Raw genomic sequence first — 6,580 nt, forward strand, 5'->3', positions numbered from 1 at the left:
GGCTGTTTGTGGCGGCTGGGGGTGGTTGTTTGTGGCGGCTGGGGGGGTGTCCGTGGGGGCGAGGTGGTTGTTTGTGGAGGTGGGGGTGTTGTTTGTGGAGGCGAGGTGGCTGTTTGTGGCGGCTGGGGTGGCTGTTTGTGGAGGCTGGGGTGTTGTTTGTGGAGGCGAGGTGGCTGTTTGTTGCGGCTGGGGGGGGTGTTTGTGGGGGCGAGGGTGTTGTTTGTTGAGGCTGGGTGGTTGTTTGTGGCGGTGGGGTTAGGTGGAGGTGTTATGATGGCGCTAGATGATCCTTTTAAAGCGATGGGGGTGATGGTTTTTATATATTGATCAGAGTGTTACTGTTATATCCTTTATGGATAGGAGTATTTAGGGGCACCATCATGAAATGGCTGTGGTGGGCCTTGGTGTGGGAGTGTTGAGAAGATGGTTTCTTTAAAACAAGCCCGTAAAGGGGCGGTATTGAAAGATTGGCACCATAAGGAATATAAGAACTTTGCAATACACGTATCTTGTGAAGCATTCTGTTTGACGACAATGGATTTTACTTGAGAGATTATTTGTGCAAGAAAGAAAAAGAATAACTCATTGCGTAAAAAAGGAAGAGCAAATGAAGGGGGAAAATTCAACGGGGGGGCAAAGGCTGCGTTCTTTTGTTCTTGAAGAGACCTTTCTTTCTTATAAAGAGCACAGCATCATTTGCCTTATTTCTATCCTGATTGGGATAGGTCATAGCGCTCTTTTGATGCCCTTAGAATTTAAATGGAAATTGACTGTCGACCAAGATAGCACGCTTTTGGCACTCTTTGTGCTGCGTGAAGTCATCATGGTGTGTGTGTTTGCTTTGATGCCTGTTCTCTTGGTGCTTTATTTCATCTTAATGCATTTGTTGAAAAAAAAGATTCAGCAGTTGGATGAGGTTCTTCGGGAATGGGTCTTAATGGGGGGGCGACAAAATAATCCCTCAAAAAACGATAAAGAAAAAATAAACCGTGTTTTTATCGTATTCCTTTGCTTTATCGTTTTGTTTGAAATGTTTTTTACAGCGGGGATTGTCATGCTTATTCTGGAATTTTATTATTTTGTCTTCAAGCGCGTGAGAATGTATTGTCGCGTCAAAAAGGAATTGAAACGCGTGAAAGAAGAGCCTAACAGAGCGCTTGCGCAGTGATCGTGAGGGAGAAGATGCAAGGTTTACGCATTCTCGTGACACAAGAAGAGGGGGGAGAAGAATCATCAGGCAAAGAGGGGCAAGAAGTCTGAGGGGAAAGAAGCCCATTGTCGTTGGTGATGATGATGAGGCTCTTATCATTTGGAAAGTAAGAGCGTTTTTTTAATCTGGGGGATTTACCAGAAAACAAGGGAATGGCATATATCGCACTTTTCGTCGTGCTTAAAAGAGTGGGTGTGAGAAAAGAAATATGTTTGTCTAAAAAGGGAAGTGCAAATGAAGGGGAAAATTTCAAAATTTTATAACGGACTGCACGATTTTTTTGAGCAAGAGTTTTTTTTTGAGCAAGAATGTATTGTTCTTTGTTTCCTCTCACTCATCATTGAGCTGGGGAACAGGATTTTCTTTTTTCCAGCTTTGGAACAAGAAAAATTGACAGGGTGGCAGGATACACCCCTTTTTCACTCTTTCTGCCTACTTTGGGAAGTGAGTGTCGCGTGTGTTGTTGCCTTGATTCCAATTATGTTGATCGTCTGCATAATATTGTGGCGTTTGTTGAAAAAAAATACTCGAAAATTGAAAGAAATACACCGGCAACGGGGGGAAATAACCCGTCACCAAAAGCATCGGTATAAAAAGGGTGATAGGTAAAAATAGATGATATTCTTGTCATGGTATTTGGTCTCGTGCTTCTGCTCGTGACACTTTGGACTGCGTGTTTTCCCATAACGATTTTGGAACTTTATTATGGTGTCTTTAAGCAGGCGAGAAAATATTACTGTTTAAAACAACAACTGAAAAGCGTGTGAAAGAACAGGAGATAGCGTTTGAGGAATCATGAGCGGGCAAAAAATGGTTGAAGAAATGATGAGAAATTCGAGATTGATGGTTATTGCTCTCTATCATATTTTGCTTCTTAAGATGTTTTGGGGTTCTTTATGGTTTTGTCCTAAAACCTTGCTGAGCAGAGTTGAGGGTGGACTTTTGGGGCAGAAAAAGCTTGAATTGTTGACTGTCATTGTTTAAAGGCAATACGGTGATTAAAGGCAATGTGGGCTGAGAGGTATGAGGTTCTAAAGCCTAGAGTGAGAAATTGGGATTTCCTTATCACATTTTTTCTCTTAAGATGTTTTGATGTTCTTTGGGGTTTTGTCCTAAAACCTTGCTGAGCAGAGTTGAGGGTGGACTTTTGGGGCAGAAAAAGCTTGAATTGTTGACTGTCATTGTTTAAAGGAAATGCGGTGATTAAAGGCAATGTGGGCTGAGAGGTATGAGGTTCTAAAGCCTAGAGTGAGAAATTGGGATTTCCTTCATCGTTTGAGTGGAGAGGGTGGTTAAGGGGCTAAGGCGCCACGAATATTATGATTTCTTTATAATTTTTATCATGACACAAGTCATAACGGCTTGTGCACTTTTCTTAATTCCGGATTCCAGTGATATTGGGGTTTTGCATGCATCATCATGCGTAAATTGAAAAAAAAGATCCAGAAACGAGAAAAAAACAATCTTTGTGCGAGAGCAAATAAGCTCTCTACCGTATGGGTTTTTTCAAAGAGTGAGAGGGAAAAATGCAGGAGCAAAATTGGGTATCAGAGCAAGAAGCGCATAAAAGAGCGCATTCTTTTTCGTTTCAGCAAGCGTTGCTTTCAGCAAAGGATTATAAAATTATCTTCGCTATTGCGGTTATTATTATCATCTGGATAATGATGCTAAAATTACCAGAGGTCTTAAATTGGCAGCTGATAGGGTGGCAACATGTTGTGCATGCCGTTATCCTGAAAACAACGGACTTCATAATCGGTTGTGCCCTTTTATTGATTCCGGTGATGTTACGGCTTCGTAAAAAAGTGACGTGTGAATTGCAGGAAAATATTCAAAAACTAGACCAAGCGCTCTCTGAGCGAGAGCAAATAAGTTCTCTGTCGCACGGGCTTTGTAAATAATGAGGGGAAAAAATGAACATTGATCCTATCGTCGTACATGTCTTAGATCCCGCATTCTGGGTGGTTATTGCTGTTTTCATAATTATTATCATGCTTGTTTTGGCTCTTTATATCTCTGTCTTTAAACGGATGAAAATGAATGTCCAAGTGAAAGGCGCGTTGGAAGAAGTGCTTAAAGAAAATGATCTCGCGCTTCAGCAGTTTTGGAAAGATGAAGGCGTGCTGCAGGAGAGGCGTTTGAAACTAAAGGAAAAGGAAAAAGAACCCTTTGTCGATTATGATGATCATGAAATTCTCACGATAGAAAGTGCAACAGCACTTTTAAAAAGCTTGGGGTGGTCCGTGGACATTGAGGGAAAAGGAGATTATTTGGCAACGCTCTTTTTACCTGATCGTGAAGTGCAGTTTCTCTATAACGAAGAACAAGTGGAAGACTTTTCACCCTTTGATCGCGGGCTTCTCATTATGAGTGGTATTTTTGCGGCCGCTTGTCAGACCATTAATCCTCATAATTCGGGGGTTTTGCCAACGATGTTTATCAATTTTGTGCCCAATGGATTGGAAATTTTTGAAGAAAAAGTAAGCGTTGCACGTTTTAAAAAAGCCCTTGATAAAACTTTAAAATGGACAATGGAAGATGATTGTTTGCATGAAATGCTTTGCTCTCAATATCGTATTCCACCTTGGGAAAAAGACTCTTTAACATGGTCAACGGCTGAAGCAGAGTTGGCTCCTTATGCTTTGCTGCATCTTGGTGCTCTTGCCTTGCTGGGGGATGTGGAGACTTTAGGTTCTTATGACGAACGTTTTGCGGCAGGCGAGACACTTGGCTTTGATGAAACCATTGAAAAAGTTCATCTGGAACGCGCGATGGTAATGGCGCAAGAGGTGAAAAAGGCTGGAAAATTCAGTTACGGTCTGCTGGAACAGGTTGCTCTGATGTTCTCTATAGACGTGGAGGGCTATCAGATTTTTAGAGTGAGAGACCCTAATTTGTGCAATAAAAAACGCACTTTGCATAAAAATTTAGTCGAGGAGAAAAAACAAGATTTAAGGGAACAAGGATACACTGTGAGTGATAAACCATGTGTCTTTGAAAAAGGGGGCGTAAAATATTCCCCGGATATTACTTATATCAAAGATGGTGAACCTGCATTTATGGATATATAAAAATTGATTAGTTTATGCACTTGTTGAAGTCCCCCCTGATTTGAAGAAAAGCATTCTTGTTGAAAGGGGGAAGCGCCACCATTGAGATGCTTTGATACCAAAGCAAAATAAAAGGGCTCGAAAGAATCAAGAAGTACATCATGTTTTAAAAAAATAATCTGAAAATAATTTGATTCTTAAAAATAGGGGCGGACAAATGATGGAAAATTTGTCCTTTTCTTGTTTTTTTGAAGTCTATTTCTTTTTTTTAGAAGACGCGCTTTATGCTTTCATTATGTGAAAAAAAGCACGCTAGAGATAAGAAAATATTCTGCTGAATAAAGTAGAATACATCATGATTGACTGCGTAAAATGCTATGGTTTTCAGTGGGATGATCTTTTACACATTCTGTTGTTTTTTGTAAAAGTGTATGATGAATATTTGAGGGCAAGATTTTCCCATAGAGCTTATGAAAACACTGTTGTTTCCGGCGTGGGGGGTGAAGTATGCAAGAGGCGAAAACGATTCAAGAAAAACTGGATTTTCTACCAATTGATATAGCCAATTGATATAGATTGAGAAATTTCGTTCTTTATAGGGGAGAGAGCGTGATAAAAACGTTCTTTGACGGCGTGGCGATACTCCTTTCAGGTGTGGATATTGGTATGAAAACTTGTGGTGTTTTCGTGTAAGTGCCTTGTTCATCGAGGCTTGGACATGAATCCTATGGTGTGGAGGGTACTAAGGCTATTTTCTTGAAAACAGAGGAATTTACTGGAAGAACTGAGATTGTGGCCATCATTAATGAAAGAGGTGTGAGGGGAGAGCCTGGGATCTAAAGTTTTTGTCTTTTGAAATGTGGGAAAGTAAAAAATGTTGTCTTTTAGGAGAGTAACATTGGATCAATAAAAACAAAGGCCCCGTTTTAAAAGGGCCTTTTTATTTAATTTTGCTCTGTATACAAAATGTATACAATTTTACTCTAAGAACTTTTAGTGTCTTATGCTTTAGTAAAAATCAGCTGTATGAAATATATAATAAGGGAGCTTAAAAAGCTAGCGAAGGCATTTAATAAATTTATTCCTTTTCCATATATATTATCTATTAATGCTTGTTCTGATGCAGTTCTATTATTTATTTTCAGTATATTCAATGTATCCGATGGGCTCCCTACGGGTTTAAAAAACTGTAAATGCGTTTTCTCACCAGTATAAGGAGCAACAATAGGAGAGGGCTGTTTATTGACTATACGATCAGACTTTTGAATCGCAAGAGCTAAACCACTTGTAATCGCCCCCGCTATAAAAAAATATCTGATATTCATAGTTTTTTTCTCCTATATTTACTTCTATAAATAAATATCGATAAACAAAGGTCCTCTTTTAAAAGGGCCTTTTTGTTTAATTTTCAATGTATACAAAATGTATATAATTTTATTTTAAGCGCTGTTTGTATTTTATATTTTAACAGCAATTATTTTTATAAAATATACAATAATCAATCCTAAAAAACTAACTATTGCATTCAATAAACTTTTTGCTTTTTCATATATATTGTTTATTGATTCTTGTCTGTTATTTATTCTCAGTATATTCAATGTATCCGAAGGGCTCCCTACGGGGTTTAAAAACTGTAAATGCGTTTTCTCACCAGTATAAGGAGCAACAATAGGAGAGGGCTGTTTATTGACTATACGATCAGACTTTTGAATCGCAAGAGCTAAACCATTTGTGATTGCCCCTGCTACGAAAAAATATCTGATATTCATAGTTTTCTCCTATATTTATTTCTATAAATAAATATCGATACGGATCATATATAGATTCACTTTAAATGACTATAGTAAAAATACAACAGTCATAAAAAAGAATAAACTTTGTCTATATTTTGACAAAATTTACTCTTAATTGCCTAAATCAATTCTTTCTGATTCCATTTTTGGATATTTTAAAAAAGCTTGAAAGCTCTGTCCGGAAGTGGAATCCCGTAAGATGGGTGACAAAAGAACTGCTAACAAAATTCTTTTTGTGCCATTGACTAAAGATTTATAAAAATGAGGGTTCATTAAAATGAGATGTGGTGAAAGTTGTGTCAACCCCGTGAAGGGAAGGGTGCGCTCTTTTGAAGGCTAGAGTGCACCCTCTATGAGATTGGATACGTGCCATGAGAGGGTTAGGCATGTATCCCTTGAGGGGAAGGGTGCGCTCTTTTGAAGGCTAGAGTGCACCCTCTATGAGATTGGATACGTGCCATGAGAGGGTTAGGCATGTATCCCTTGAGGGGAAGGGTGCGCTCTTTTGAAGGCTAGAGTGCACCCTC

8 protein-coding genes are annotated in these 6,580 nt (G+C 39.1%); 6 read left to right on the forward strand and 2 right to left on the reverse strand.

What is annotated here, in order from left to right; translation table 11 throughout:
* The 6 genes from PVV57_RS09430 to PVV57_RS09455 form a co-directional block, all read left to right on the forward strand.
* The coding region (locus tag PVV57_RS09430) for a hypothetical protein (protein ID WP_273783961.1) at positions 1 to 327 on the forward strand (327 nt) is incomplete at its 5' end.
* A gap of 280 nt (positions 328 to 607) precedes the next feature.
* On the forward strand, positions 608 to 1,168 hold the full coding sequence (locus PVV57_RS09435; RefSeq protein ID WP_273719238.1) for a hypothetical protein: 561 nt from the start codon (positions 608 to 610) through the stop codon (positions 1,166 to 1,168).
* Between the two features lie 276 nt (positions 1,169 to 1,444).
* A complete protein-coding gene (locus tag PVV57_RS09440) occupies positions 1,445 to 1,819 on the forward strand; it encodes a hypothetical protein (protein WP_273783962.1) in 375 nt (124 codons plus the stop codon).
* Between the two features lie 186 nt (positions 1,820 to 2,005).
* The gene (locus tag PVV57_RS09445) at positions 2,006 to 2,194 is read left to right on the forward strand and encodes a hypothetical protein (RefSeq protein ID WP_273719237.1); all 189 of its coding nucleotides are present in this window, start codon (positions 2,006 to 2,008) and stop codon (positions 2,192 to 2,194) included.
* Positions 2,195 to 2,736: 542 nt separating this feature from the next.
* Positions 2,737 to 3,111, forward strand: a complete 375-nt coding sequence (locus tag PVV57_RS09450; protein ID WP_273783963.1) for a hypothetical protein — start codon at positions 2,737 to 2,739, stop codon at positions 3,109 to 3,111.
* Between the two features lie 12 nt (positions 3,112 to 3,123).
* Positions 3,124 to 4,281 carry a DUF6990 domain-containing protein gene (locus tag PVV57_RS09455; RefSeq protein ID WP_273783964.1) on the forward strand — a complete coding sequence of 386 codons (1,158 nt, stop codon included), beginning with the start codon at positions 3,124 to 3,126 and terminating at the stop codon, positions 4,279 to 4,281.
* A 980-nt stretch (positions 4,282 to 5,261) separates the two neighbouring features.
* Here PVV57_RS09455 and PVV57_RS09460 read toward each other — a convergent pair.
* On the reverse strand, positions 5,262 to 5,585 hold the full coding sequence (locus tag PVV57_RS09460; RefSeq protein ID WP_273783965.1) for a hypothetical protein: 324 nt from the start codon (positions 5,583 to 5,585) through the stop codon (positions 5,262 to 5,264).
* A 132-nt stretch (positions 5,586 to 5,717) separates the two neighbouring features.
* The gene (locus tag PVV57_RS09465; RefSeq protein WP_273719233.1) at positions 5,718 to 6,029 is read right to left on the reverse strand and encodes a hypothetical protein; all 312 of its coding nucleotides are present in this window, start codon (positions 6,027 to 6,029) and stop codon (positions 5,718 to 5,720) included.
* Between the last annotated feature and the right edge of the window lie 551 nt (positions 6,030 to 6,580).

Origin of the sequence: Bartonella sp. AU15XJBT (assembly GCF_028618615.1) — a bacterium.
GTDB lineage: Bacteria > Pseudomonadota > Alphaproteobacteria > Rhizobiales > Rhizobiaceae > Bartonella.